This is a genomic window from Streptomyces sp. NPDC054975 (assembly GCF_053609105.1).
The window spans coordinates 132,318-157,663 of record NZ_JBSGWV010000006.1; the positions used below are offsets into that span (position 1 = coordinate 132,318).

The following is a 25,346-nucleotide window of genomic DNA, read 5'->3' on the forward strand; positions in this document are numbered from 1 at the left end:
GCCCCTCAACCCCCCCCGCGCGGCCCGGGCCCGCCCGGGCCTTGCGGGGGCCACCGACCCGCCCGGGCGGCGGCGTGGGTTGCCCCGCCGGGGCCCCCCGGGCCGGTTCCGGCGGGGGGGGCAAGGGGCCTCGAAGGGGGTGGCTGTGACGGATCCGCCGCGCGCGGCAGGGACGGAACCGCCGTGCGCGGCTACGACACGATGTCCTTGCGGGCGAAGCCCCGGAAGGCGAGCGCGAAGAGGACCACCGCGAAGGTCACCGAGATGGCGGTGCCCTTCACCATCCCGCCCCACTCCAGGTGCGGCTGGAGGGCGTCCACCCAGGCGTACTGCCAGTGCGCGGGCACGAAGTCGCGCCAGTCGCCGAGCGCCGTGACGGCGTCCAGGACGTTGCCGATGATCGTCAGACCGACCGCTCCACCGACGGCGCCGAGCGGGGCGTCGGTGCGCGTGGACAGCCAGAAAGCGAGGCCCGCCGTGACCAGTTGGGAGACGAAGATGAACGCGACGGCCAGCGCGAGCCGGGGCAGGGTCTCGTCGGCGGGCAGGGCGCCGCCGGTGGGCAGCTTCAGCGGCCCCCAGCCGTAGGCGAACGTGCCCGCGATCAGCGCCACCAGCGGCAGCAGCACCATCGCCGCCGCGCTGAAGCCGAGCGCCACCGCCAGCTTGGACCAGAGCAGCCGGCCCCGGGGCACAGGTGCCGCGAGGAGGTAGCGCAGTGAGGACCAGCTCGCCTCGGAGGCGACGGTGTCCCCGCAGAACAGAGCCACCGCCACCACGAGGAGGAAACCGGCCGAGACGAAGAGACAGGTCGCGGCGAAGTTCGCCGCCGACGCCGTCGCCGTGTCCATCAGCGTGATCCGGCCGTTGCCGCCGTCGCCGTCCTGCTCGCCGCCGATCGCGAAGGCGACGATCAGGATGAACGGCAGTGCGGCGAGCACCGCGCCCATGACCAGGGTGCGGCGCCGCTTCAGCTGCCGCACGGCCTCGACGCGCAGCGGCAGGGTGCGCCGCGCCCGGTAGCCGGGGGCGGTCTCCACGAGCTCCGCCGGTTCAGCGGTCGTCGTGCTCATGCGGATCCTCCTCCGATCAGGGTCAGGAACGCGTCCTCGAGGCGCCGGTGCGGTCCCACACCGGTCAGGGGCACGTCCAGGCGGACGAGTTCGCCGATCAGGGCCGTCGGGTCGGCGCCGTCGAGACGGACCAGGAGCCCGCCCTCGGTCCGTACCGCCGAGCCGATCCCGGGCAGCGCGCCGATCTTGTCCACGAGCGGGTCGGGGACGGGCTCCCCGAGCGTCACCAGCAGGGTGTCGCCCGCGCCGGTGATCTCGCCGACCGGCCCGGCCTGGACGAGCTGCCCGCGGTCCATCACCACGAGATGGGTGCAGGACTGCTCGACCTCCGAGAGGAGGTGGCTGGAGACCATGACGGTCCGGCCCTCGGCCGCGTACCGGATCATCACGTCCCGCATCTCGCGGATCTGTGGCGGGTCGAGGCCGTTGGTCGGCTCGTCCAGGATCAGCAGATCCGGCAGTCCGAGCATGGCCTGGGCGATGGCGAGCCGCTGCCGCATGCCCTGTGAGTACGTCCGTACGGCCCGGGCGAGGGCGTCGCCGAGGCCGGCGATCTGCAGGGCCTCCTCGATGTACGCGTCCTCGGCGGGGCGGCCGGTGGCCTTCCAGTACAGCTCCAGGTTGTCCCGCCCGGAGAGGTGCGGCAGGAAGCCCGCGCCCTCCACGAAGGCGCCCACCCGGGAGAGGACCGGGGCGCCCGGGCGGACGGCCTGCCCGAAGACCCGGATCTCCCCGTCGTCGGGCGTGATCAGGCCCATGAGCATGCGCAGGGTCGTGGTCTTTCCGGCGCCGTTCGGCCCGAGCAGGCCGAGGACCTGGCCCTGCTCGACCCGGAAGGAGAGATCCCGTACGGCATACCGGTCGGAGGACTTGGCGTACTTCTTCGTCAGGCCCGTGATCTGCAGGGGTACGACGGCGAGTTCGGGGTCCGGGGCGGGGGCCGCGGTCCGGCGCCGGGAGGTCAGCAGCAGCGCGGCGGCGATCAGCGCGCCCGCGAGCGGCAGGCCCCACACCCACCAGGGCAGCGCGGCCGCCTGGGTCGCCACGGCGGGCGCCGTCGGCACGGTCAGCGGGGACTCGACGGCGACGGTGTACGTGGCCGGGGCGGCCGGCGAGGCGTAGCCGAGGTCCGTGGCCGAGAGCACGAGCCGGAGCCGGTGACCGGCCTCGATCTCGTGGTCGATCGCGGGCAGCGTCAGCGCGACACTGCGGCCCTTGGCGGCGTCCTCGACACGGACCGGGGCGACGAGCTGCGCGGGCAGCACCTGTCGGCGCCCGTCCGGCCCGACGTCGTAGACCTTGGCGAAGAGGACGGCCGAGCCGTCCGGGCTGTCCGAGGTGACCTTGACGCGGACGGTCGGCGTGCCCGTGATCCGTACCGGCTCCGCCTGCGGCTTCGCGTCGAACCGCGCGTACTGGCCGGGGAAGTCGAGGGCGAGGCCGACGCCGAAGGAGGAGAGCTGGGAGAGCCCGCCGCCGATGCCGGGGACGGTGGAGATGGCGGGCGGGTTGGCCCCCGCGGGGTTGGCGAAGGACTGCGGACGGCCGCCGTCGAGGGCGACGGAGAGCGGGCCCCCCGCCAGCCCCGGGTAGCGGTCGGAGGTCGCCCCGCGCAGCTGCGCCTCGCCGTCGGAGGAGTTGACGCCGCCGGTGCGGGTGACGCGGAACGCGGGCCCGGTGTCGGCGTCCTTGTCCTGCTTCAGATGGCGGTCGAACCAGGCGCCGATCCGGGCCTCGACCCGGTCGGTCTCGCGGTCGCCGCCGTCGTGGCCGCCGGAGATCCAGTCGACGGCGACGGGCGCGCCGTTGGCGCCGATCGTCTTCGCCATGGCGTCGGCGTGCGTGAGCGGGAAGAGGGAGTCGCTCCGGCCCTGGACGATCAGGGTGGGGACCTTGATCCTGTCCCCGACGGCGGAGGGGCTGCGGGCTTCGAGGAGCGTACGGGCGGCGGCGTCGGGGGTCCCCGAGACGGCGACGCGCTCGTACATCCCGCACAGCTCGGCGGTGAAGCGCCCGCACCCGTCGGCGTTCCTGCCGCTGTCCGCTCCCGCGGAGAAGAAGATCCCGGCCCAGAGCTTCTTGAAGACGCCGTCGGGGAAGAGGGCGTCGGCGAGGTTCCAGTACGTGATCTGGGGGGCGATGGCGTCGACGCGGCTGTCGTACCCGGCGGCGAGGAGCGAGACCGCCCCGCCGTAGGAGGCGCCGGTGATGCCGACGCGCGGGTCTCCGGCCTTGTCGAGCTGGACCTCCGAGCGCTGGGCGAGCCAGTCGATGAGCCGCTGGACGTCCTTGACCTCGTGGGCGGGATCGTTGAGGCCGATCCGCCCGGTGGAGGCGCCGAAGCCGCGCGCCGACCAGGTCAGGACGGCGTAGCCGTCGCGGGCGAGTTGCTCGGCCTGGGCGCGGACGTCGTCCTTGGAGCCGCCGAAACCGTGCCCGAGCAGCACCGCGGGCCTGCGGTCGGAGGCGGCGCCGGAGGTGAAGTAGGAGGTGTCGATCCGCGCCCCGGGCATGTCGAGCAGCTGGTCCGCGCGGTGCACGGGCGGTGGTTCGTCGGAGGCGACGGCGGTCCAGGTACCGGCGCCCGCGAGCACGGCGAGGGCGGCCGTGACCGCGGCCCACCGGGGAAGTCGGAATGGCATGGTGTCGAGCGTAGGCGGGCCGTCCGTGCGTCTCGGCTGCCCGCGGGCGGAAATCGGCGGCCTCCTGGAGTCGTACGCCGTACCGTCCCGTACACCAGGCGCGGTATGCGCCGGCCGAGGCGAGGGGTCGTGGATGGAGATCAGGCGGGCGACGACGGTGTCCGAACTGCTGGCGGCGGAACACCTCTACGACGGTCCGCCGAGGGCCAGGTGGGCGGAGGCGTTCCTGGCGGCACCGGGGCACCTGATGCTGATCGCGTACGCGGAGGACGGGTTCCCGGCGGGGTTCGTGTCGGGGATCGAGATGCTCCACCCGGACAAGGGGGTGGAGCTGTGCCTGTACGAGCTGTCGGTGGACGAGGCGTACCGGCGGAGGGGCGTGGGGCGTGCGCTGACGGAGGCGCTGGTGGCTCAGGCGCGGGCGCGGGGCTGTTACGACGCGTGGGTCGGCGTGGATACGGACAACGAGGCCGCACTGCGGACGTACCGGTCGGCGGGGGCGCGGGACGAGGGTGAGTTCTCCATGCTGACCTGGGAGTTCGAGGTGAAGGACCGGTGAGGGGAGGCCCCACGCTCTTGTACGCCCCCTGCCGACACGAGACTCTGAGGCGCACCACCCGCCCGTACTTCCGGTAACACCCGGACAACGAGAGGTTCAGGTGCCCCACCACATGACCCGAATACCCCGCCGAGCCGTCGCGCTCGTGCCCGTCCTCGCGCTCGCCGCCGGCCTGCAGTTCGTGGCCTCCCCCACGGCCACCAGCGCGCCCGTCGTCGGAGATCTACGCCTCGCCCCGGCCTCCCTCGCCGTCGAGAACAGCTGGATCGTCGTCCTCAAGGACGGCACGACGCGCGCGTCGGACCTGGGCGTCACACCGAAGCACCAGTACAGCAAGGTCCTCCAGGGCTTCTCGACGAGCATGTCCCGGCAGAAGGCGGCCGAACTGGCGGCCGACCCGCGCGTGGCGTACGTCGAGCAGAACGCGACGGTACGCATGGCGGAGACGCAGCCGGGCGCGACCTGGGGCCTGGACCGCGTGGACCAGCGCAACCTGCCGCTGTCGACGACCTACACGTACAGCACGACCGCGTCGAACGTCACCTCGTACATCATCGACACCGGCATCCGCACCTCGCACAGCGAGTTCGGCGGCCGGGCGCGGGTCGGCACCGACACGGTGGGCGACGGCCAGAACGGCCAGGACTGCCAGGGTCACGGCACGCACGTCGCGGGTACGGTCGGCGGCGCGAAGTACGGCGTCGCCAAGGGCACGAAGCTGGTGGCGGTACGCGTGCTCAACTGCACCGGCTCCGGTACGACGGCCGGGGTCATCGCGGGCGTCGACTGGGTGACGGCCAACGCGGTCAAGCCGGCGGTCGCCAACATGAGCCTGGGCGGCGGCGTGAACACCTCGCTGGACAACGCGGTGAAGCGCTCGATCGCCTCGGGCGTCACGTACGCGGTCGCCGCCGGCAACGGCAACATCCTCGGCTGGCCCGCGAACGCCTGCAACTACTCCCCCGCGCGGGTCCCCGAGGCGATCACGGTCGGCGCGACGGACTCCGCCGACAAGCGGGCGTCGTTCTCCAACTACGGCACGTGCGTGGACCTCTTCGCGCCGGGCGTCTCGGTCACCTCGGCGTGGAAGGACAACGACACGGCGACGAGCACGATCTCGGGCACGTCGATGGCGACCCCGCACACGGCGGGCGTCGCGGCCCTCTACCTCGCGGCGAACCCGACGGCCACCCCGTCCCAGGTCAGCAAGGCCCTGACCGACAACGCCACCCCGAACAAGGTCCAGGACGCCCGCACCGGCTCCCCGAACCGGCTGCTGCACTCGCTCTTCTAGCCGACGAGATGCCCGAGGACGTCGGCCCCGGCCGGATACACCCGCTCCTCGGGCACCCTCTCCATCGCCCGGTCGATCAGCCCCTCGCGCACGAGCCCATGCACCTCGTGCGCGAGCGGCGTGACGTCCGTGATCCCCACGATCCACTCGTCGGCATACAACCGCGCCGCCTCCCCCGCGAGCCCGAGCTGCAGGGACCGGTACGGCAGCGCCTGGAGCCGCAGATCCCGCTCGGGATCCCACTGCACACGCGCGGGCGCCTGCCTCAACTCCCGCTTCCAGCCGGCCTGATCGGCATGGAACCCGGGCACGTAGTGCGACAGACACGCATTCCGCAGGGCCCACTCGAACCCCTCGCGCCGGATCTCCACGGCGAGCACGGTCTGCTGCCCCTCCTTCAGCCCCCACCCGCACCGGTACATCATCCAAAGAAACGACGGCTTGACCCACGTCATCCGCTCCCGCTTCCAGGCGGACGGAAACCGCCCCTCACGGACAGCCGGGAGGCCGATGGCGGGGTCGTAGGCCTGGTAGACGGTCACGGTCGTCTCGGTGTACAGGGCACGGATCTGGTACTTCGGCGGAACAACAGACATGGCCCCCAGGGTGCGCGAGCGCGCGCCCCGGGGGCCATCGAATTTCGCCGGCTCAGCCGGGCCGTTTCTCGTCGCGTGGCTTCTGGAACATCTTGCGCAGCATGTCCCGGGTGCTTTCGAGCATCGAGGCGAGGAAGATGACCGCGCCGCCGACGATCTGTGACAGGCTCAGGCCCTCGCGGTTGACGAGGCCGAACAGGCTCGCGAACACCAGGTCGAGATTGAAGATCACGGAGGTGCGCGCATTGCCGACGCGCCGCTGGAAGCGGGTCTGGAGATAGATCGCCAGGGCGGTCGACATGACGCCCATGAAGACGATCGCGATCCACACATTGGTGTGGGTCAGGGGCTCCAGGTCGCGCTGGAAGGGGAAGTAGAGCAGCGCGACGGTCCCGAAGAGGATCTGGTAGAAGCCCAGCGCCAGTCGGTCGACCTCTCCCGGACCCGAGGTCAGCTTCCCGATCAGGCAGATGGTCATGGCGATGGCGAAGGCGGCGGCCCCGCCCCACAGATAGCCGACGGACAGGTCGTCGAGATCCGGGCCGAGGACGATCAGCGCGCCGACGATACCGACGGCGACGGAGGCGAGATCCATCTTCGACGGCCGCCCCTGTCCGAGCAGCGGCATGACGAAGGGGATGAACGCGATGCTCATCGTCACGCAGAACGCGGTGCTCGCCGAGGAGAGGTAGTGCAGCGCGTAGCTCTGGCTGATGATGTTGAGCGCGCTGAACAGACCGATCACCAGGCCGCCGAGGACCGCCGTGCGGTTGGCCCGCAGGGCGACCGGAAGGGCGAACGGCAGGATCGCCACCGTGGCCACCAGCGAGCGTGCGAACGCGTACAGACCGGGGTCGACCACGGCCACGGCGTTGTGCGTCAGGGGGAAGCCGATACCCCAGATGAGCGGGATCGAGAAGATCGCCAGAAGGGCGACCCGATCGGTCTTCTTCTCGATGTCCGGCCCGCGTTCAGCGGTAGTCGACATACCCATAGAACATCCCCGGCTTGTAGTTCCAAGACACCGTTCGGTGCGTCTCCCCGAGCAGCATTTCCGCCCGACGCAGGTCGCGCGTCACCAGCAGCCGCTGCAGCCAGCGGTCGGTCCCGTCGTAGCGGGCCTTGAAGGCGGTCCTGCCGTGCACGGTCTTGAGGTTGTCGAGCAGCAGGATCTCTCCGGGACCGAGATCCACCTCGTACATCTGCTCGTGCAGGATCGCGCGGAGTCGGTCGAGCGCGGCCTGGGCCTCGGGATTGGTGCCGGCGATGTACTCGTCGTCGTACGCCATCATGGGCGACTCGGAGTTGCCGAACAGCACGCGGATCAGCGGGCCGTTGCCCCGCTCGGCGTCGCTGTTGCCGAAGTTGTAGTCCACGCTCGTGCGGAACTGGAACTCGCCGAGCGTGGCGATGTCCTCCGGCTCGAGCAGCGGCAGGATCTCGTCCACCCCGATCACGAGCGTCTTGGCGACGCCGGCCGGGTCTCTCCGTAGCCCGCTGAGCATCAGGTAGTCGGGCTGCAGCGGGTGGTAGATGTTCTCGTTGTGCAGATCGAGGACGACGGCCGAACTGTCCGAGGATATGTTCGCCTCGTTGTGCTTCGCCGGGCGCACGTTGTGGATCATCGCGCCGTTGCGTTCCTGGCTGTAGCTGAACGGCTCGCCCAGGAGCTTGCCGAGCATGATCAGCGTGAACTCGCTGTAGTAGGTGCCCTTGCCGTCCTCGATCTCCGACGTGGACTCCGTGGTGGGGATGAGATCGGGGTCGACCGGGGCGTTGCGTATGAGCAGTCGGCCGCCGGGAGCGCCGTTCCGCTTGAAGTCGAGCAGGGTGCGGATGTCCTCGTGGTCGAGTTCGGTGATCGCCTTCTCGGCGAACGTCGCCGTGCGCTCGAACTCGCGGTACGGGTTGCTCAGCTCCGCGTAGCGCCGGACCACGTCCGACCACGAGGAGATGTCGACGGTCGTCATGGGGGTGTCGGTACGTGTCACAGGGCTGCCCTCGCAGTCTCGCCGCCGTCGACGATGTAGTGCTGGCCGGTCATGAAACGCGCGTCGTCGGACGCCAGGAACGCCAGGAAGGCCGCGATCTCCGAGGGGTCGGCGTGCCGGCCCAGGGGGATGTTCGCGTTGACCTCGCGGAACATCTCCTCGGTGTACTCCGCCTCCTGCATCGGCGTCAGCACCGCGCCCGGGCAGAGCGCGAGGACGCGGATGTGCGGCGCGAGTTCGTCGGCCATCGTGCGGGAGAGCGCCAGGATCCCCGCCTTGGAGGCGTTGTAGTCCGCGTAGTGCGGGAAGGAGGCGAGCGCGTTGATCGAGGACATGTTCACGATCACGCCTTCGGTCATCCGCCGCACGGCCTCGCTCGCGACGTAGAAGACGCCGTTGAGGTTGGTGCCGATCACCTCGCGCCACTGGGCGGGCGTGATGGTGCGGAAACTCTCGTGCCGGACGCTGATGCCGGCGTTGTTGATCAGTACGTCGAGCCGGGGAAGGGTGCTGTCCAGTTCCCGGAAGGCTTCCGCCACCGCGACGTCGTCGGAGACGTCCACGGCGATCGCCGTCTCGATCCCGGGGATGACCGCCCGGGTCTTTTCGATCGCCTACTCATTGCGGTCGAAGATTGCGACGTGCGCGCCTTCTTCGACGAATCGTTGCACCGCGGCCTGGCCGATTCCGCTGGCTCCGCCGGTGACGAGGACGTTCTTTCCACGCAGTCCTTGCATGAAGGAGTTCTCCTGGGTGTCGAAGCCGGTCAGAGCTGCTCGAAGACGTTGCGGTCCGGGATCTCGAAGTCCACCGGCCACTGTCCGGAATCGACACGCTTCTTGATGTACGGAAAGTCTCGGTAGAGCTGGCCGAGCAGATGATGACCGACGACGATCCGTTCGTCGCTCTTTCCGAAGGCCGGCAGGACGCTCAGTTCGGTCTCGAAGTCGAGATTCATGAAGAACGGGAAGCTGTAGCGTTCCTCGCCGGTCGTGGCGACTCGGTGCAGAAGGGATTTCAGGCGTCCCCCGGTCAGGAATTCCAGCATGTCGCCGACCAGCACGAGCAGGGTGTTCTTGAAGACCGGCATGTCGCGCCACGAGCCGGTGGCGCGATCGTAGGCCAGGAGTCCGGGCGAGGTCTGGTGGATGAGCGTGAACAGCTCGTAGTCGGTGTGCGCGCCCATGGTGGTGTCGTCGCGCTGGACGAGGACGTCGTTGGCCAGGTAGTGGATCAGCCGCAGCTGCGAGGCCGGGCGCGTGATCCAGGGCTCGAAGTACTCCGTGTCCTGCTGGGCGGCGCGCGCCACCAGCTCCAGGATGTGACGGGAGATGCGGAAGTTGGCCTCGTAGTACGACTGGAGCGTCTTGGCCATGCCGTCGACGTCGTCGGGGTACCGGTTGGGCCCCACGAGCTCGAAGCCGAGGCTGCGGTCCGGCGGCAGCGGGTCGCAGTCGTAGCCGATGTCGAAGGCCTCGTACGCCCGGATGCTCTCGTCGCTGTACGCGCCCTTCTCGGTGACGGGGACGTAGCCGCGGTGGTTGTCCGAGTCGCCGATGTAGTGCCGCATCTTCGATTCCGTCGGAAGGTCGAAGAAATCGCGCGAGACGTGCTGAAGGTCCTTGAACAGCTGCGGCGATATGGCCTGGTCGAGATCGGTCAGATAGAAGTAGCTGTTCGCTGCCAGCGTTTCCAGGACCTGGTCGGGCCCTATGGCTCCGGAAAGGATGTCGTTGTAGCCGAGGACCGGAAATGAGTGAATCGCCATGCGTGGAATCCCCCTTGCTTCCGGACCGGTGCAGGCGGTTCCGGAAGCATCCGTGCTGATTCAGTGTGCGGTGGTCGATCTCTGAACGGTCGTTCATACGTGCACGGTCGTCGATCTTTCAGGTCGGTGCCGAGACCGTTTTGATGCGGCGACATTCTTGCCACGATCCCGAAGGCGCGTCAACGAGAATGGCCAAAAACGCGGAGAGCGATGTCCGATATCCGAACCGCGTGGCGCGATCATGTCCATGCCCGCGCGGGCCGCGCGCGGGGCCCGTTCGGATGCCGCCACACAGCAGGAAACCCCCGCCGGACAGAGCCGGCGGGGGTCGGGAGAGCGACGGGAGGGGGTCAGTGGTTGCGCGGGAAGCCCAGGTCCACGCCCGAGGGGGCCTCCGAGGGGTCGGGCCAGCGGGTGGTGACGACCTTGCCGCGGGTGTAGAAGTGGACGCCGTCGTTTCCGTAGATGTGGTGGTCGCCGAAGAGCGAGTCCTTCCAGCCACCGAAGGAGTGGTAGCCCACCGGCACCGGGATCGGCACGTTCACGCCAACCATGCCCGCCTGGATCTCCATCTGGAAGCGGCGGGCCGCGCCGCCGTCACGGGTGAAGATCGCGGTGCCGTTGCCGAACGGCGAGGCGTTGATGAGCGCCACCCCCTCCTCGTACGTCTCCGCGCGCAGCACGCACAGCACCGGGCCGAAGATCTCGTCCTGGTACGCCTTCGCCGTGGTCGGGACCTTGTCCAGCAGGGACAGGCCGATCCAGTGGCCGTCCTCGAAGCCGTCCACCGTGTAGCCGGTGCCGTCGAGGACGACCTCGCAGCCCTCGTCGGCCGCGCCCTTCACGTACGAGGCGACCTTGTCGCGGTGGACGGCCGTGATGAGCGGGCCCATCTCGGAGGTCGGGTCGTTGCCGGGACCGATCTTGATCTTCTCGGCGCGCTCGCGGATCTTCTCCACCAGCTCGTCGCCGATCGCGCCGACCGCGACGACCGCCGAGATCGCCATGCAGCGCTCACCGGCCGAGCCGTACGCCGCCGAGACGGCCGCGTCGGCCGCCGCGTCCAGGTCCGCGTCCGGCAGGACCAGCATGTGGTTCTTCGCGCCGCCCAGCGCCTGGACGCGCTTGCCGGCCGCCGAGGCCGTCGCGTGGATGTGACGCGCGATCGGGGTCGAGCCGACGAAGGAGATCGCCGAGACGTCCGGGTGCTCCAGGAGCCGGTCCACGGCCACCTTGTCGCCGTGGAGGACATTGAAGACGCCGTCCGGAAGGCCCGCCTCGGCGAGCAGTTCCGCGATCTTCAGCGACGGCGAGGGGTCCTTCTCGCTCGGCTTGAGGATGAAGGTGTTGCCGCACGCGATGGCGATCGGGAACATCCACATCGGCACCATGGCCGGGAAGTTGAACGGCGTGATGCCGGCGACGACGCCCACCGGCTGACGGATCGCGGCGACGTCGACCCGGTTCGAGACCTGCGTCGACAGCTCGCCCTTGAGCTGCGTGGTGATCCCGCACGCCAGGTCCACGATCTCCAGACCGCGGGCGACCTCGCCCAGCGCGTCCGAGTGCACCTTGCCGTGCTCGGCGGTGATCAGCTCGGCGATCGCGTCCCGGTTGGCGTCGAGCAGCGCGCGGAACTTGAAAAGGATCGTCGTGCGCTGCGCGAGGGACGCCGTGCCCCAGGTCTCGAACGCGGCCTTCGCGGCGGCCACCGCCGCGTCGACCTCCTCGACCGAGGCCAGCGCCACCTGCGTGGTCACGGCGCCGGTGGCCGGGTCGGTGACCGGGCCCCAGTTGCCCGACGTGCCCTCGACGGTCTTGCCACCGATCCAGTGGTGGACGGTCTTCGTCATTACGTGCTCCTTCAGAGATGGCGGCGTCGGGCGGTGACGTGCCGGTCGTACTCCTCCCGGGCCTTGACCGCCGACGGGCGGGTCGAGGTCTCGGCCACGGGCACATCCCACCATGCCTGGGCAGGGGGCGCGCCCGACACAGTGTCGGGCGTTTCGGTCTCCACATAGACACATGTGGGAACCGTCGACACCCGCGCGTCGGCGAGGGCTTCTCGCAGGTCACGTACGGTACGAGGGGTCAGGACCCGCATCCCGAGGGAGGCCGCGTTGGCCGCCAGGTCGACCGGGAGCGGCGCGCCGGTGAAGCCGCCGTCCCGGGCCCGGAAGCGGTACGCGGTGCCGAACCCCTCGCCGCCGACGGACTCGGAGAGCCCTCCGATGGAGGCGTACCCGTGGTTCTGCAGGATCACCACCTTGATGGGCAGCGCCTGCTGCACGGCGGTGACGATTTCGGTGGGATTCATCAGATACGTGCCGTCGCCCACCAGCGCCCAGACCGGTCGCTCGGGCGCGGCGAGCGCCACGCCGATCGCCGCCGGGATCTCGTAGCCCATGCAGGAGTACCCGTACTCGACGTGGTACTGGTCCGAGGACCGGGCCCGCCAGAGCTTGTGGAGGTCGCCCGGGAGCGAGCCGGCCGCGTTGATCAGGATGTCGCCGGCGTCGACCACAGTGTCGAGTGCGCCGAGGACCTGGGCCTGGGTGGGGCGGGCGCCTTCGTCCGGTGCGGCGTAGGCGGCGGTGACGCGGGCCTCCCAGCGGAGCTTCTCCTCCGCGTACTCGCGCACGTAGTGGTCGGCGACGTGGTGCTGCTCCAGCAGGGAGTGGAGCTGTTCCAGGCCCTCGCGGGCGTCGGCGACGAGCGGCAGCGCGGCCAGCTTGTGGCTGTCGAAGGCGGCGACGTTGAGGTTGACGAAGCGCACGTCCGGGTGGCCGAAGAGGGTCCCGGAGGCGGTGCTGAAGTCGCTCCAGCGGGTGCCGACCCCGATCACCACGTCGGCCGTGCGGGCCAGGTGGTCGGCGACGGCGGTGCCGGTGTGGCCGAGGCCGCCGACGTCCTGCGGGTGGTCGTGACGGAGCGAGCCCTTGCCCGCCTGGGTGGAGGCGACCGGGATGCCGGTCCGTGCGGCGAAGTCGGCGAGTGACTCCTCGGCTCCGCCGTACTTGACCCCGCCGCCCGCGACGATCAGCGGGCGGGCCGCCCGTTCGATCGCCGTGACCGCCGCGTCGAGTTCGTCCTCGTCCGGTGACGGTCGGCGCACCCGCCAGATCCGCTCGGCGAAGAACTCCTCCGGCCAGTCGTACGCCTCCGCCTGGACGTCCTGCGGCAGCGCGAGCGTGACGGCCCCGGTCTGCGCCGGGTCGGTGAGGACGCGCGCGGCGGCGAGCGCGGCCGGGATCAGCGCCTCCGGGCGGGTGATCCGGTCGAAGTACGCGGAGACCGGCCGCAGGCAGTCGTTGACCGACACGTCACCGGCGTACGGGACTTCGAGCTGCTGGAGGACGGGGTCGGCGGGGCGGGTGGCGAAGGTGTCGCCGGGCAGGAGCAGGACCGGGAGGCGGTTGATCGTGGCGAGCGCGGCGCCGGTGACGAGGTTGGTGGCGCCGGGACCGATCGAGGTCGTCACGGCGTGTGCGGAGAGCCGGTTGGACTGGCGCGCGTAGCCGACGGCGGCGTGCACCATGGCCTGTTCGTTACGGCCCTGGTGGTACGGCATGTCGTCGGCGTACTCGACGAGGGCCTGGCCGATCCCGGCGACGTTCCCGTGGCCGAAGATCCCCCAGGTCGCGGCGGTCAACCGGCGCCGGACGCCGTCGCGTTCGGTGTACTGCGCGGCGAGGAACCGTACCAGCGCCTGCGCGACGGTCAGAGTGATCACCTTGACCTCACCTGTATCCCTCCGTGTGGTCCGGGTGGAAGCAGATCTTCCACTCCCGGTCGGGTCCGGGGCCGGCCATCACGTTCAGGTAGTACATGTCGTGCGCCGGCTGCGCGATCGAGGGCCCGTGCCAGCCGTCGGGCACGAGGACGGCGTCGCCGGTGCGGACCTCGGCGAGGAGGTCGGCGCCGCCGGGCCGGGAGGGGGAGATCCGCTGGTAGCCGACTCCGTCGCCGGCGATCTCGTAGTAGTAGATCTCCTCCAGCTCGGACTCGACGCCGGGGCGGTGCTCGTCGTGCTTGTGCGGCGGGTAGGAGGACCAGTTCCCGCCGGGGGTGATCACCTCGACGGCGATCAGGCGGTCCGCCTCGAAGACACCCGCGGCGGCGAAGTTCCGCACCTGCCGGGCCTGGTTGCCGCTGCCGCGGGCCTCGACGGGTACCTCCGGCGCGGGGCCGTAGCGGGCGGGGAGTCGTCGCTCGCACTTCGCTCCTGCCAAAGCGAAGCGGCCTCCCGCACCGGAGGCGATCTGGACCCGTGCGTCGCGGGGCACGTAGGCGAAGTCGGTCACTCCGCCGAACACGCTCTCGCGGCCCAGGAGTTGAAGCGTCTGGCCGTCGATGTGCACCGTACAGCCGCCGGTGAGCGGAAGCACGATCCACTCGCTGTCCCCGGTGTCCAGGAGGTGGGTGGCTCCCGGACCGAGTGCGAGGACGCGCAGTGCGGAGTGCCCCCAGCCTGCCCGGTCGGGGTCGACGTGGAGCGTGTACGGCCCGTGGGAGGCGCTCCCGGCGGGCAGATGGAGATCGTTCACGCGTGCTTACTCCTTCCTACCGTCTCCCGGAGGAGGCGCGCAGCGGTATCGACGGCTTTGGCCACATCGCCGTCCTCGGGATAGAGCAGCGCGCGGCCGACGACGAGGCCCCGGACGGTGGGCAGCCGCAGCGCGCGGCGCCATTTCTCGTACGTGACGTCCTGCGCGTCCGGCCCCGGTCCGGGGTCTCCGCCGAGGAGGACGGTGGGCAGGGTGGTGGCGGCCAGGACACGGCCCATGTCCTCGGGTCGGTCGGTGACCGGGACCTTGAGCCAGGTGTAGGCGGAGGTGCCGCCGAGGCCGGAGGCGACGGCGAGGGAGGTGATGACGGCCTCGGCGGAGAGGTCGTTGCGGAGCCTGCCGTCGTGGTCGCGGTGGCAGAGGAAGGGCTCGATGAAGACGGGCAGCCGCGCGTCGGCCATCTCGTCCACGGCCCGGGCGGCGGCGTGGAGGGTGGCGAGCGAACCGGGGTCGTCGGGGTCGATCCGCAGCAGGAGTTTCCCGGCGTCGAGGCCGAGCCGGGCGAGGTCCTGGGGGCGGTGACCGGTGAAGCGGTCGTCCAGCTCGAAGGAGGCGCCGGCGAGACCGCCGCGGTTCATGGAGCCGACGGCGAGGCGGTCGTCGAGGGCGCCGAGCAGGAGAAGGTCGTCGAGGATGTCGGCGGAGGCGAGGACGCCGTCCACGCCGGGCCGGGAGAGCGCGAGCCGGAGCCGCCCGAGGAGGTCGGCGCGGTCGGCCATCGCGTACGGCCGGGCTCCGACGCCGAGGGCGCCTCGGGCGGGGTGGTCGGCGGCGACGATCAGCAGCCGGTCCCGCTCCTGGAACACCCGCCGCCTCCGCCGCCGCCCGGCCGCCTCGACCACGGCCTCGGGCCGCCGCGCCCGCACGTCGACGAGCCACTCGACGTCGACGGGTTCGAGGGCCGGGCCGACGGGCACGGCCGACGCGAACCGCCTCGGCGGCGCGGGGTGGGCGACACGACGGAGGGGGTCGGGGGTGGTGGGCGGTTGGGGGGCGGTGGGCGCCTCGGGGGCGTCCGAGGTGACGGGGGCTCCGGGGTTCGCCCCGATTCCGGCGAGGGTGCTCCCGGATCCGGCGGCTCCGCGAGGGGCGTCCGTGGCGGCTGCCTCCCTGCCCGCGGGCGGTGGTGGTTCCGCACGCGCGGGCGCGGGCGCCGGCTTCGGGCCGCTCGCGCGGCGGTGGGCCGCTCGGGTACGCCAGGAGTCGGCAGGGTGGTGGGTCATGGGGTGCGCTCCGGGAGCGTGCCGGGGCCGGGTGAGGCGGTGCCCGTGCCCGTGGGGGCGCTCGTGCCCGAACCCGTCGCGAGGGCCCGGTCGATCTCGTCGGCGTAGGGCATCGCCGGGGAGCAGGCGAGGCGGCCGGCCACGATGGCGCCCGCCGCGTTGGCCCGGCGCAGGGTGCGGTCCAGGTCCCAGCCGGCGAGCAGCCCGTCGCACAGCGCCCCGCCGAACGCGTCGCCCGCGCCGAGGCCGTTGACCACCTCGACCGGCAGGGGCGCTACCTCGGCGCTCAGCCCGTCGGCGGTCAGGGCGAGGACGCCCTTGGGGCCCTGCTTGACGACCGCGAGCCGCACCCCGGCCGCGAGCAGTGCGCGGGCCGCCGCGTACGGCTCGCGCTCCCCCGTCGCGACCTCGCACTCCTCCAGGTTCCCGACGGCGACGGTGGCCGTGCCCAGGGCCTCGCGGTAGAGCGGTCCCGCCTCGGCCGGGTCGGGCCAGAGAGCGGGCCGCCAGTCCAGGTCGAGGACGGTCAGCTCCGCACCGCCCCGTTCCCGCAGCGCGCCCAGCGTCGCCGCCCTGCTCGGCTCGACGCTCAGCCCCGTCCCGGTCACCCAGAACGCCCGCGCCGCCCGGATCGCCCCGAGGTCCAGCTCCTGCGGGCGGATCTCCAGGTCGGGCGCCCGGGGCTGCCGGTAGAAGTGGATCGGGAAGTCGTCGGGCGGGAAGATCTCGCAGAACGTGACCGGTGTCGGGTACGCCGTCACAGGCGTCACCCACCGGTCGTCGACCCCGAACCCGCGGAGCTCCTCGTGCAGATACTCCCCGAACGGGTCCGCCCCGGTCCGGCTCACCAGGGCCGTCCGCCGGCCGAGCCGGGCCGCCGCGACGGCGACGTTCGCGGGCGAGCCGCCCAGGAACTTCCCGAAGGTCTCGACGCGGGCGAGCGGAACGCCGACCTGGAGTGGGTAGAGGTCCACCCCGAGTCGCCCCATCGTGATCAGCTCGTACGGCTCCGGCTCCGCATCCACGCGCGCCACCTCTCACCTCGCCCCGCACCCAGGTCTAGCCGCCCGCCCCGAACGCTGTCAACGCTATGTCCTTACATTCGGACGAGCTCCTTGACGCGTCGTTCGGGGCGCGGTCAAGGTGGCTTCCATGACGAAGCCGTCGCCGCTGACCCGTATCCGTATCGGCTCCGCCCCTGACTCCTGGGGTGTCTGGTTTCCCGACGATCCCCACCAGGTCCCCTGGCAGCGCTTCCTCGACGAGGTCGCCGACGCCGGTTACGCGTGGATCGAGCTCGGCCCGTACGGCTATCTGCCCACCGACCCCGCGGTCCTGGCCGAGGAGACGGCGCGCCGTGGCCTGCGGGTCTCGGCGGGCACGGTCTTCACCGGGCTGCACCACGGCCCGGCCGTCTGGGAGAAGACCTGGGCCCATGTCGCCGACAACGCGGCGCTCGCCCAGGCGATGGGCGCCGAGCACCTGGTCGTCATCCCGTCCTTCTGGCGGGACGACAAGACGGGCGAGGTCCTGGAGGACCGCACGCTCACCCCTGAACAGTGGCGGAATCTCACCGGTCTGACCGAGCGCCTGGGACGCGAGGTCCAGGACCGCTTCGGACTGCGGATCGTCGTCCACCCGCACGCGGACACGCATGTCGACAGCGAGGAGAACGTGACCCGGTTCCTGGACGCGACCGATCCTGACCTGGTCTCCCTCTGCCTGGACACCGGGCACTACGCGTACTGCGGCGGCGACAGCGTCAAGCTGATCGAGACGTACGGCGAGCGCATCGGTTACCTCCATCTCAAGCAGGTCGACCCGGAGGTCCTCGCCGGGGTGGTCAAGGACGAGGTGCCGTTCGGCCCGGCCGTGGCCCGGGGCGTGATGTGCGAGCCGCCCTCGGGGGTGCCCGCCCTGGAGCCCGTCCTGGCGGCGGCGCAGGCGCTCGACGTGGAGCTCTTCGCCATAGTCGAGCAGGACATGTACCCGTGCGAGCCCGACAAGCCCTATCCGATCGCGGTCCGCACCCGCCGCTTCCTGCGCTCCTGCGGAGCCTAGGAACCGGAAGCGGAAGCGGAAGCGGAAGCGGGAACGGGAACCGGGAACGGGGCACCTGGAAGCCGGAATCAGGAATCCGGAACCCAGGACTCCCCGGAACGCCTCCCGCCACGCCGATGTGACCGTGCGCCACTTACGTCACATGCGTCCCCCTGTCGTCACAGATGTCTCCATTACGCGGGCTCTACGTCACAGCCGTACGACAGCCGCTCCCCTCCCGTTGGAGGAGGTCGTTGCAGGGGGCACAGGCTCAGTGATCGCCAGCGTCCGCCCCGCAGCTCCCCCGAACGGCACCCCCGCCGCCGCTGCGAGGCGCGCAGGGAGGTGCCACGCATGACGGACAGAAAGCTCTGGTCGTACAAGGACATCGCCGCACACATCAAGGTGCAGCCCGACACCGTCCGCTCCTACCGGAAGCACGGCCTCCTGCCGCCGCCCGACCATGTCGAGGCGGGTAAGCCCTACTGGTACGCGGACACGATCCGCTCCTGGGTGGCCAAACGTCCCGGCAACCGAAGTCGCCGGGACTGACCGCGTCACCCTCCGACGGGCGCCTTGTCCCGTTCGGCCGCCGGGGCCGGTGAGGGCGAGGGCGACGGCGCGCCCCCGCCCTCGCTTATCCCGAACCGGTCGTGGAAGCGCCGCAACGGCCCCGGCGCCCACCACGTCAGACGGCCGGTCAGCTTCATCACGGAGGGCACGAGCAGGCTGCGGACCACCATGGCGTCCATCAGCACGGCGAGTGCGACACCGAGGCCCAGCATCTTGGTGTTGGTCACACGGGAGGTGCCGATGGCCACCATGACGACGGCGAGGATCACGGCGGCGGCGGTGATGAGGCCGCCGGTGTGCCGCAGGCCGAAGCGGACGGCGTGGTCGTGGTCGCCCGTCTCGTCGTACTCCTCCTTGATCCGGGAGAGCAGGAACACGCCGTAGTCCATGGAGAGTCCGAAGGCGACGCAGAACATGAGCACCGGCAGGTTCGTCTCTATGTCGCCGGTCGGCGTGAACCCGAGCAGCCCGGAGAGGTGCCCGTCCTGGAAGACCCAGACGACCGCGCCGAACATCGCCGTCAGGCTGAGGGCGTTGAGGACGACGGCCTGGATCGGGATCACCACGCTGCCGGTCAGCAGGAAGACCAGGACCAGCGTGACGACGACGATGATCGCCAGCGCCCACGGCAGCCGGTCGGCTATGGCGTCCTTGGAGTCGACCAGGACCGCGGCCGCCCCAGTCACCGAGGTGTCGAACGGGGCGGGCGTGGCGCGCAGTTCGCCCACGACACTCTGGGCGGTCTCCCCGACGCCCTCGCCCTCCGGGACCACGGTGAAGTACGCGTGGCCTCCGGCGCCCGTGCCGGACGTCACCGGCCCGTCCACCCGGGCGACCCCGTCGAGTCCCTGGATCCGCTCGCGGTAGCCGGTGAGCGCCTCCGGGGTGGCGGCGCCCTCGGCGAGGACGGTGAGCCCGCCGCCGGGGCTGCCGGGGAAGCCGTCACGCAGTTCGTCCTGGACCACGCGGGACTCGGCGGTCGTGGGCAGCTGCCGGTCGTCGACCGTGCCGAAGTTCACGCCGAGGAAGGGCAGCCCGAGGAGGACCAGGCCGGTCGCCGTGGCCACGGCGAACACCGGCGCCCGCCGCATCACGACCCCCGCCGCCCGGGCCCACCCGGCCCCGGCCTCGGCGCCCTTGCTGCCGGGACCGGCCTCGGCTCCCCGGCGGCGGAAGAGGCGGCGCAGGTCGAGTGCGTTGACCCGCTCCCCGAGCAGCATCAGCGCGGCCGGCAGCAGGATCAGGGCGGCCGCCGCCGCGAGCAGCACCACCGCGATGCCCGCGTAGGCGAAGGAGCGCAGGAAGTACTGCGGGAAGACGAGCATCGCGGCGAGTGAGACGGCCACGGTCAGCGCCGAGAAGAGCACGGTCCGCCCGGCGGTCCGCAAGGTGGTGCCGATCGCCGTGCGGGGGTCGGCACCGCCGGCGAGCTCCTCGCGGAACCGCCGGACCACGAACAGGGCGTAGTCGATGGCGAGTCCGAGCCCGAGGGCGGTGGTGAGGTTCTGGGCGAAGACCGAGACGTCGGTGAACTCCGTGATGCCGCGCAGCACCGCGTTCGTCCCCAGGATGGCCACGATCCCGATCCCGAGCGGGAGCAGCGCGGCGATCGCGCTGCCGAAGACCATGACGAGCAGGACGAGCGTCACCGGCAGGGCGATGAGTTCGGCGCGCAGCAGGTCCTCCTGGATGACCGTCTGCATCTCGTGCTGCACGGCCAGCGGGCCGCCGACGGAGACCTCGACCGGCCCGTGCGTCCCCCGGTACTCCGGGGCGATCCGGTCCAGGACCTCACTGGCGGCCTTCTCGTCGCCCTCGACCCGGGCGGCGATCACGGCCTGCCGGCCGTCCTCGGAGCGCAGGGCCGGGGATCCTGTCCCCCAGTAGGAACCGATGCCGCTCACGCCCGGCTCGGCGTCGAGCCGCTCCGTGAGCCGGCGGGCCTCGGCGGCCACTGCGGGGTCGTCGACCCGGCCCTCGCGTGCGTCCACGAGCAGGAGCAGATTGGGCTGGGATGCGGGGAACTCCCGCTCCAGGACCTGCGTCGCGTACGTGGATTCGGCGTCCGGGTCCTCCCAGCCGCCGCTGCCCATCCGGTCGGCGACGCCCCCGCCCGCGAGGACGGCGAGTGCGGTGATCACGAGCGCGACCAGCAGAGACAGGCGCGGCCGGGCCGTCACGAACCGGGTCCACCCCCCACCCCGGGCGGGCGCTGAATTCTTGACTTCGGCCATGACGCGGTGTCCCCTTCACCTGACCCATGCGCTCGCTTCCCGGCAGGCCGCATGGGTCGACCATTGCCATAAACTGGCAAACACGAGCGACCGCTCGCGTTTCTCAAGAATGCGAGCGACCTCTCGTGTTTGTCAATCGCGTCGAGGAGGTTGTGGACAGCCATGTCCGAAGAACCCAGGCCGCGCCGCCGCCAGGCCCGTGGCGAGCTCCGCATCGCGCAGCTGCTCCAGGCCGCCACGAACGTCTTCTGCACCTCCGGGTACACCGCGGCCAGCACCAACGCGATCGCCCGCGAGGCGCACGTCTCGCCGGGCACGCTCTACCAGTACTTCCCCAACAAGGAAGCGATCGCCATCGAGCTCGGCGACCGTCTCCTGCACGAGATGCGCGAGGCCCACGGCCAGGCGTTCTCGCCGGAGAACCTGGCGCTGCCGCTGCCCGAGATGCTGGACGCCGTCGTCGACCCGATGATCGAGTTCAACTGCAAGAACCCGGTCTTCCTGGCCCTGATGCATGGTTCCGAGGTCCCCGGCCGGATCGCCGAGGAGCACGATGCCCTGCACGCCTCCCTGCTGGCGCGCATCAGCGACCTGCTGGGGCTCTACCTCCCGGACCTGCCGCAGGCGGAGCGTGCCCTCATCGCCGACATGACCTTCGCCGTCTTCAAGGGCGGCCTCGCCCTGGTGCTCGCGGCGCCCGAGGGGCCGGAGCGGGACGCCACCTCCGCCGAGTTGAAGAAGGTCCTCTTCCGCTACCTCGACCCGATCGTCGGCTCGGCGCTCGACGGATGCCCCGCACCCACCATCACCACGACTCCGAGCCCCTGACCGCCTCCTTCGGCAGCACCTTCTCGCCCGCACCCGCCCGGATCTTCAGCGCGACGAGCGGGAAGACGAGGACCGAGACCATCGCGGCTCCCACCAGCGCCGCCGCCTCGCCCGCGGACAGCGCCCGGTCGTCTACGCCGATGGTGGTGATCGCGACGACGAGCGGCAGGGCCGTGGACTCGTAGAGCACCAGCGCGCCTCGCTCCTTGCGCGTGAGGTCGCCGGGGGCCAGGAACCAGACCGGGCCGCCCCGCACCACCAGGAACAACAGCAGGAAGAGGGGCAGCAGGAGCAGCGTCCGGCCGCCGCCGAGGAGCGATTCCAGGTCGAACTCGATGCCGGTGACGACGAAGAAGACCGGCACCAGGAAGCCGAAGCCGACGGCCTCCACCCTCTCCAGGATCGCCGGCCCCGCCTCCGGCGCGGCGCCGGTCAGGACGAGCCGGGTGATCATCCCGGCGGCGAACGCGCCGAGCAGCACGTCGAGTCCGAGGGCCTGCGCGGCGCCCAGCATCAGCGCGAGCAGCAGGAAGACGAACCGGACCGCGAACTGGCCGCTGCTGTGCAGGGTCTTGCGGACGACCGTGGCGAACCACGGCGGCCTCGGCCGCAGCGCCCAGAACACCGCCCCCGCCGTCAGCGCCGCGAAAGCGGCGAGCAGAGCCGTCGACTCGGCCGCGCCTCGGCCGCTCAGCAGCAGCGCCATCGCGACGATCGGCCCGAACTCCCCGACCGCGCCGAAGGCCATCACCACCGAGCCGAACCGGCCGTGCAGATCGCCCGCGTCCCGCAGCACCGGCAGGACGGTGCCGAGCGCGGTGCTGGTGAGCGCCACGCCGATGAAGACGCCCTGATGGAACCCGTCGCCCAGCAGCATCCCGGCCCCGAGGCCGAGCGCCAGCGCGATCACCCACGCCCCCACCGACCGCTTGAGCGTGTCGCCGCGTACCTTCCCGAACTCGATCTCGTACCCCGCGAGGAAGATCAGCATCGCGAGCCCGAGCTCCGAGAGGCCGTCGATCAGGGCGTCCGGCCGGGCCCAGTCGAGCACGTCCGGGCCGATGAGGATGCCGAGCAGGATCTCGAAGATGACGAGCGGAACGGGCAGCCGGCGCCCCACCCCGTAGGCCAGCAGCGGCGCCAGGACGGCGATACCCATGATCAGGATGAGCGTGGTCCCCGAATGCGACATATCGGGTATCTACCATTCCTGGTGTCCCCTCGTCCGCGCGGCGCGATGGGTGGAGGACTGGAATTCATACCCCCTAGGGGTATACCCTGTGCTTCAGTACGACCCTGTACGACCCCGAACCAGCACGCCCCTCGAAGAGGAGACCGTCATGACCGCCGAGACGACGACCGAACTCACCACCGTGTACCAGGTCAAGGGAATGACCTGCGGACACTGCGAGGGCGCGGTCTCCAGCGAGATCTCCGAGATCGCCGGAGTCTCCTCCGTGAAGGCCGTGGCCTCCACCGGCCAGGTCACCGTGGTCTCCGAGGCCCCCCTCGACGAGGAGGCCGTCCGCGCCGCCGTCGACGAGGCCGGCTACGAGCTCGTCGGCCAGGCCTGAGGCCAGACTCCCGCACCACCCCCGCAGGGCCGTACCGTTACGCGGTACGGCCCTGCTCTCCTTTGGAACCGCACATGACTCCGAGCCCCGCGCCCACCACCCTGACGACCGAGCTCGTCATCGGCGGGATGACCTGCGCCTCCTGCGCGGCCCGCGTCGAGAAGAAGCTCAACCGGATGGAGGGCGTCACGGCGACCGTCAACTACGCGACGGAGAAGGCGCGGATCGCGCACCCGCCGGAGACGGACGTCGCCGATCTGATCGCGACGGTCGTGAAGACCGGCTACACCGCCGAGGAACCCGCGCCCCCGGCCCCCGAGCCGGCGGACACGGCGGGCGAGGCCGCCGACGAGGCGGACCCCGAGCTCGCCGCACTCCGCCGCCGGCTGACCGTCTCCGCCGTGCTCTCCGCTCCGGTCGTCCTGTTCGCCATGGTCCCGGCCCTCCAGTTCGACAACTGGCAGTGGCTCTCGCTGACCCTTGCCTCCCCGGTCGTCGTCTGGGGCGGACTGCCCTTCCACCGTGCCGCCTGGACCAATCTGCGGCACGGCGCGGCGACCATGGACACCCTCGTCTCCGTCGGCACGCTGGCCGCCTTCGGCTGGTCGCTGTGGGCCCTGTTCCTCGGCGACGCGGGCATGCCGGGCATGCGCCACGGCTTCGACCTCACCGTCGGCCGCGCCGACGCCTCCTCCGCGATCTATCTGGAGGTCGCCGCCGGAGTCACCACCTTCCTCCTCCTCGGCCGCTACCTGGAGGCCCGCGCCAAACGGAAGGCCGGCTCCGCGCTGCGCGCCCTGATGGAGCTCGGCGCCAAGGACGTGGCCGTCCTCAGGGGAGGCTCGGAGGTACGGATCCCGGTGGCCGAGCTGCGGGCCGGCGAGCGCTTCGTCGTCCGCCCCGGCGAGAAGATCGCCACCGACGGAACGGTCGTGGAGGGCGCCTCCGCCGTGGATGCGTCCCTGCTCACCGGCGAGTCCGTCCCGGTCGACGTGACGGCCGGCGACCCGGTCACCGGTGGCTGCCTCAACACCTCCGGACGGCTTGTCGTCGAGGCGACCCGGGTCGGCGCGGACACCCAGTTGGCCCGGATGGCCCAGCTGGTCGAGGACGCCCAGAACGGCAAGGCCGAGGTGCAGCGCCTCGCCGACCGGATCTCCGCCGTCTTCGTCCCCGTCGTGCTCTACATCGCCCTCGGCACGCTGCTGACCTGGCTTTTCGTGGTCGAGGACACCACCGGCGCGTTCACCGCCGCCGTCGCCGTACTGATCATCGCCTGCCCCTGCGCGCTCGGCCTCGCGACCCCGACCGCCCTCATGGTCGGCACCGGTCGCGGCGCGCAGCTCGGCATCCTGATCAAGGGCCCGGAGGTCCTGGAGTCCACCCGGCGCGTCGACACGGTCGTCCTCGACAAGACCGGCACGGTCACCACAGGCCGGATGCGGCTGACGAAGGTGTACGCGTACGAGGGGGTGGACGAGGCCGAGCTGCTGCGCCTCGCGGGCGCCCTGGAGCACGCCTCCGAGCACCCGGTGGCCCGCGCGGTCGCGGCGGGCGCCGCGGAGAAGCTCGGCGAGCTGCCCGTGCCCTCGTCCTTCGTGAACGTGCCCGGGCTCGGGGTGCGCGGCACGGTCGACGGACACGCCGTCCTGGTGGGCCGCCCGGCGCTCCTGGAGGCCGAGGGCGTCGAGGTGCCGGGGGTGCCGGAACCCGGGGCCGTGCAGGTCGCCTGGGACGGACGGGCGCGCGGGGCCCTCACGGTGGCCGACGCCGTGAAGGAGACCAGCGGGGAGGCGGTCACGCGGCTGCGGGCCCTGGGCCTGACGCCGGTCCTGCTGACCGGGGACGGTCGGGCGGTGGCGGAGACGGTGGCGGCGGAGGTCGGCATCGACGCGGACCGGGTCTTCGCGGAGGTTCTGCCGGAGGAGAAGGTCGAGGTCGTCCGCCGCCTCCAGGCGGAGGGCCGGACGGTCGCGATGGTCGGGGACGGCGTGAACGACGCGGCCGCGCTGGCCGCCGCCGACCTGGGCATCGCCCTGGGGACCGGCACGGACGCCGCGATCGAGGCGAGCGACCTGACGCTGGTCCGGGGCGACCTGCGGGTGGCGGCGGACGCGATCCGGCTCGCCCGCCGGACCCTGGCGACGATCAAGGGAAACCTGGGATGGGCCTTCGGATACAACGTGGCGACGCTGCCGTTGGCCGCGCTCGGCCTGCTGAACCCGATGATCGCCGGTCTGGCCATGGCCTTTTCGTCCGTCTTTGTCGTGACAAACAGCCTGCGACTTCGGCGCTTCACGTGAATTCACCTACACGTGACGCACAGGACCTTCACAAAGAGACCTAGATCACAGATATTTGGGGGTAACCATTCGGGCCGTTC

20 protein-coding genes and 1 pseudogene are annotated in these 25,346 nt (G+C 71.3%); 7 read left to right on the forward strand and 14 right to left on the reverse strand.

Annotation, left to right across the window (positions count from 1 at the left end; translation table 11 throughout):
* Window positions 1-191 precede the first annotated feature (191 nt).
* Entirely contained in the window at window positions 192-1,073 is an 882-nt protein-coding gene (locus tag ACWF79_RS10010) for an ABC transporter permease (protein ID WP_453727572.1), read from the reverse strand.
* Window positions 1,070-3,715 carry an alpha/beta fold hydrolase gene (locus ACWF79_RS10015; RefSeq protein ID WP_453727573.1) on the reverse strand — a complete coding sequence of 882 codons (2,646 nt, stop codon included), beginning with the start codon at window positions 3,713-3,715 and terminating at the stop codon, window positions 1,070-1,072. The genes ACWF79_RS10010 and ACWF79_RS10015 overlap by 4 nt, the downstream gene beginning before the upstream one ends.
* 133 nt (window positions 3,716-3,848) lie before the next feature.
* Here ACWF79_RS10015 and ACWF79_RS10020 point away from each other — a divergent pair, with 133 nt between their 5' ends.
* Together ACWF79_RS10020 and ACWF79_RS10025 are read left to right on the forward strand one after the other, a co-directional pair.
* Window positions 3,849-4,274: a GNAT family N-acetyltransferase gene (locus ACWF79_RS10020; protein ID WP_453727574.1), complete on the forward strand. Its 426-nt coding sequence runs from the start codon at window positions 3,849-3,851 to the stop codon at window positions 4,272-4,274.
* Between the two features lie 112 nt (window positions 4,275-4,386).
* On the forward strand, window positions 4,387-5,568 hold the full coding sequence (locus ACWF79_RS10025; protein ID WP_453727575.1) for a S8 family peptidase: 1,182 nt from the start codon (window positions 4,387-4,389) through the stop codon (window positions 5,566-5,568).
* On the opposite strand, the gene ACWF79_RS10030 is transcribed toward ACWF79_RS10025, so the two are convergent.
* From ACWF79_RS10030 to iolC, 10 genes and pseudogenes are all read right to left on the reverse strand, one after another.
* Window positions 5,565-6,164: a DUF4291 domain-containing protein gene (locus ACWF79_RS10030; protein WP_453727576.1), complete on the reverse strand. Its 600-nt coding sequence runs from the start codon at window positions 6,162-6,164 to the stop codon at window positions 5,565-5,567. The genes ACWF79_RS10025 and ACWF79_RS10030 overlap by 4 nt on opposite strands.
* A gap of 52 nt (window positions 6,165-6,216) precedes the next feature.
* Entirely contained in the window at window positions 6,217-7,152 is a 936-nt protein-coding gene (locus ACWF79_RS10035; protein ID WP_453727577.1) for a DMT family transporter, read from the reverse strand.
* Window positions 7,136-8,134: a TauD/TfdA family dioxygenase gene (locus ACWF79_RS10040; RefSeq protein ID WP_453727578.1), complete on the reverse strand. Its 999-nt coding sequence runs from the start codon at window positions 8,132-8,134 to the stop codon at window positions 7,136-7,138. The genes ACWF79_RS10035 and ACWF79_RS10040 overlap by 17 nt, the downstream gene beginning before the upstream one ends.
* 17 nt (window positions 8,135-8,151) lie before the next feature.
* Window positions 8,152-8,892, reverse strand: a pseudogene (locus tag ACWF79_RS10045) (SDR family NAD(P)-dependent oxidoreductase).
* Window positions 8,893-8,921: 29 nt separating this feature from the next.
* On the reverse strand, window positions 8,922-9,923 hold the full coding sequence (locus ACWF79_RS10050) for an isopenicillin N synthase family dioxygenase (RefSeq protein ID WP_453727579.1): 1,002 nt from the start codon (window positions 9,921-9,923) through the stop codon (window positions 8,922-8,924).
* 350 nt (window positions 9,924-10,273) lie between these two features.
* Window positions 10,274-11,776 carry a CoA-acylating methylmalonate-semialdehyde dehydrogenase gene (gene mmsA, locus ACWF79_RS10055; protein WP_453727580.1) on the reverse strand — a complete coding sequence of 501 codons (1,503 nt, stop codon included), beginning with the start codon at window positions 11,774-11,776 and terminating at the stop codon, window positions 10,274-10,276.
* Window positions 11,777-11,787: 11 nt separating this feature from the next.
* On the reverse strand, window positions 11,788-13,656 hold the full coding sequence (iolD, locus tag ACWF79_RS10060) for a 3D-(3,5/4)-trihydroxycyclohexane-1,2-dione acylhydrolase (decyclizing) (protein ID WP_453727581.1): 1,869 nt from the start codon (window positions 13,654-13,656) through the stop codon (window positions 11,788-11,790).
* 7 nt (window positions 13,657-13,663) lie between these two features.
* Window positions 13,664-14,470 carry a 5-deoxy-glucuronate isomerase gene (iolB, locus tag ACWF79_RS10065; protein WP_453727582.1) on the reverse strand — a complete coding sequence of 269 codons (807 nt, stop codon included), beginning with the start codon at window positions 14,468-14,470 and terminating at the stop codon, window positions 13,664-13,666.
* The gene (locus tag ACWF79_RS10070) at window positions 14,467-15,408 is read right to left on the reverse strand and encodes a Cgl0159 family (beta/alpha)8-fold protein (protein ID WP_453727639.1); all 942 of its coding nucleotides are present in this window, start codon (window positions 15,406-15,408) and stop codon (window positions 14,467-14,469) included. The genes iolB and ACWF79_RS10070 overlap by 4 nt, the downstream gene beginning before the upstream one ends.
* Window positions 15,409-15,710: 302 nt before the next feature.
* Window positions 15,711-16,703 carry a 5-dehydro-2-deoxygluconokinase gene (gene iolC / locus ACWF79_RS10075; protein WP_453727640.1) on the reverse strand — a complete coding sequence of 331 codons (993 nt, stop codon included), beginning with the start codon at window positions 16,701-16,703 and terminating at the stop codon, window positions 15,711-15,713.
* 163 nt (window positions 16,704-16,866) lie between these two features.
* On the opposite strand from iolC, the gene ACWF79_RS10080 reads away from it, so the two are divergent.
* Window positions 16,867-17,775 (forward strand): sugar phosphate isomerase/epimerase family protein, encoded by a 909-nt coding sequence (locus ACWF79_RS10080; RefSeq protein ID WP_453727583.1) that lies wholly within the window; start codon window positions 16,867-16,869, stop codon window positions 17,773-17,775.
* A 333-nt stretch (window positions 17,776-18,108) separates the two neighbouring features.
* Window positions 18,109-18,306: a helix-turn-helix transcriptional regulator gene (locus tag ACWF79_RS10085; protein WP_453727584.1), complete on the forward strand. Its 198-nt coding sequence runs from the start codon at window positions 18,109-18,111 to the stop codon at window positions 18,304-18,306.
* 5 nt (window positions 18,307-18,311) lie between these two features.
* On the opposite strand, the gene ACWF79_RS10090 is transcribed toward ACWF79_RS10085, so the two are convergent.
* The gene (locus tag ACWF79_RS10090) at window positions 18,312-20,561 is read right to left on the reverse strand and encodes an MMPL family transporter (protein ID WP_453727585.1); all 2,250 of its coding nucleotides are present in this window, start codon (window positions 20,559-20,561) and stop codon (window positions 18,312-18,314) included.
* Between the two features lie 162 nt (window positions 20,562-20,723).
* Here ACWF79_RS10090 and ACWF79_RS10095 point away from each other — a divergent pair, with 162 nt between their 5' ends.
* Window positions 20,724-21,389: a TetR/AcrR family transcriptional regulator gene (locus ACWF79_RS10095; protein ID WP_453727586.1), complete on the forward strand. Its 666-nt coding sequence runs from the start codon at window positions 20,724-20,726 to the stop codon at window positions 21,387-21,389.
* Here ACWF79_RS10095 and ACWF79_RS10100 read toward each other — a convergent pair.
* Window positions 21,367-22,581 (reverse strand): cation:proton antiporter, encoded by a 1,215-nt coding sequence (locus ACWF79_RS10100; protein ID WP_453727587.1) that lies wholly within the window; start codon window positions 22,579-22,581, stop codon window positions 21,367-21,369. The genes ACWF79_RS10095 and ACWF79_RS10100 overlap by 23 nt on opposite strands.
* Window positions 22,582-22,729: 148 nt before the next feature.
* Between ACWF79_RS10100 and ACWF79_RS10105 the strand changes: the two genes are divergently transcribed.
* Both ACWF79_RS10105 and ACWF79_RS10110 read left to right on the forward strand, forming a co-directional pair.
* The gene (locus ACWF79_RS10105) at window positions 22,730-22,963 is read left to right on the forward strand and encodes a heavy-metal-associated domain-containing protein (protein WP_453727588.1); all 234 of its coding nucleotides are present in this window, start codon (window positions 22,730-22,732) and stop codon (window positions 22,961-22,963) included.
* Between the two features lie 74 nt (window positions 22,964-23,037).
* Window positions 23,038-25,266, forward strand: coding sequence for a heavy metal translocating P-type ATPase (locus ACWF79_RS10110; protein ID WP_453727589.1), 2,229 nt, complete (start codon window positions 23,038-23,040; stop codon window positions 25,264-25,266).
* Window positions 25,267-25,346 lie beyond the last annotated feature (80 nt).

Excerpts from the sequence above, each read along its gene's own strand:
- ACWF79_RS10010 (WP_453727572.1), bottom strand. The coding sequence starts at position 1,073 with ATGAGCACGACGACCGCTGAACCGGCGGAGCTCGTGGAGACCGCCCCC.
- ACWF79_RS10015 (WP_453727573.1), bottom strand. The coding sequence starts at position 3,715 with ATGCCATTCCGACTTCCCCGGTGGGCCGCGGTCACGGCCGCCCTCGCC.
- ACWF79_RS10020 (WP_453727574.1), top strand. The coding sequence starts at position 3,849 with ATGGAGATCAGGCGGGCGACGACGGTGTCCGAACTGCTGGCGGCGGAA.
- ACWF79_RS10025 (WP_453727575.1), top strand. The coding sequence starts at position 4,387 with ATGACCCGAATACCCCGCCGAGCCGTCGCGCTCGTGCCCGTCCTCGCG.
- ACWF79_RS10030 (WP_453727576.1), bottom strand. The coding sequence starts at position 6,164 with ATGTCTGTTGTTCCGCCGAAGTACCAGATCCGTGCCCTGTACACCGAG.
- ACWF79_RS10035 (WP_453727577.1), bottom strand. The coding sequence starts at position 7,152 with ATGTCGACTACCGCTGAACGCGGGCCGGACATCGAGAAGAAGACCGAT.
- ACWF79_RS10040 (WP_453727578.1), bottom strand. The coding sequence starts at position 8,134 with ATGACGACCGTCGACATCTCCTCGTGGTCGGACGTGGTCCGGCGCTAC.
- ACWF79_RS10050 (WP_453727579.1), bottom strand. The coding sequence starts at position 9,923 with ATGGCGATTCACTCATTTCCGGTCCTCGGCTACAACGACATCCTTTCC.
- mmsA (WP_453727580.1), bottom strand. The coding sequence starts at position 11,776 with ATGACGAAGACCGTCCACCACTGGATCGGTGGCAAGACCGTCGAGGGC.
- iolC (WP_453727640.1), bottom strand. The coding sequence starts at position 16,703 with ATGGGGCGACTCGGGGTGGACCTCTACCCACTCCAGGTCGGCGTTCCG.
- ACWF79_RS10080 (WP_453727583.1), top strand. The coding sequence starts at position 16,867 with ATGACGAAGCCGTCGCCGCTGACCCGTATCCGTATCGGCTCCGCCCCT.
- ACWF79_RS10085 (WP_453727584.1), top strand. The coding sequence starts at position 18,109 with ATGACGGACAGAAAGCTCTGGTCGTACAAGGACATCGCCGCACACATC.
- ACWF79_RS10090 (WP_453727585.1), bottom strand. The coding sequence starts at position 20,561 with ATGGCCGAAGTCAAGAATTCAGCGCCCGCCCGGGGTGGGGGGTGGACC.
- ACWF79_RS10095 (WP_453727586.1), top strand. The coding sequence starts at position 20,724 with ATGTCCGAAGAACCCAGGCCGCGCCGCCGCCAGGCCCGTGGCGAGCTC.
- ACWF79_RS10100 (WP_453727587.1), bottom strand. The coding sequence starts at position 22,581 with ATGTCGCATTCGGGGACCACGCTCATCCTGATCATGGGTATCGCCGTC.
- ACWF79_RS10105 (WP_453727588.1), top strand. The coding sequence starts at position 22,730 with ATGACCGCCGAGACGACGACCGAACTCACCACCGTGTACCAGGTCAAG.
- ACWF79_RS10110 (WP_453727589.1), top strand. The coding sequence starts at position 23,038 with ATGACTCCGAGCCCCGCGCCCACCACCCTGACGACCGAGCTCGTCATC.